Origin of the sequence: Mesorhizobium sp. M1A.T.Ca.IN.004.03.1.1, from assembly GCF_003997555.1 — a bacterium.
Classification (GTDB): Bacteria; Pseudomonadota; Alphaproteobacteria; order Rhizobiales; family Rhizobiaceae; genus Mesorhizobium.
Genome location: NZ_RZTV01000198.1, coordinates 1 through 285, shown reverse-complemented (window position 1 = coordinate 285; position 285 = coordinate 1). Strand labels below are relative to the sequence as shown.

Genomic DNA, 285 nt, shown 5'->3' with positions numbered 1-285 from the left:
GTTGATTTTACGTAGGTATCTTGACGACGACCTCGGTCTTCTCGCCGACCTTCGGCTCGAAAGATCCCGATTTCGTCTTCGAACCATTGACTTCGAGCGAGATCGACTTGGTCTTTTTGTCGCGGGTGACGCGAACCTTGATTTCGCCGTCGAACATCTTGAGCGTGGCGGCGTAGCCGTCCCAGTGTCCAGGCAGCTTCGGCCTAAACGTGATCTGCTTGCCGCGCCGCTCGATGCCCAGGATGCCCTCCACCGCGGCGCGGTAGAGCCAGCCGGCGGAACCCG

1 protein-coding gene is annotated in these 285 nt (G+C 60.0%); it reads right to left on the bottom strand.

Translation table 11 applies throughout. The features are described from left to right. Positions 1-7 precede the first annotated feature (7 nt). The coding region (locus EOD29_RS31320; protein ID WP_164763923.1) for a glycosyl hydrolase family 65 protein at positions 8-285 on the bottom strand (278 nt) is incomplete at its 5' end.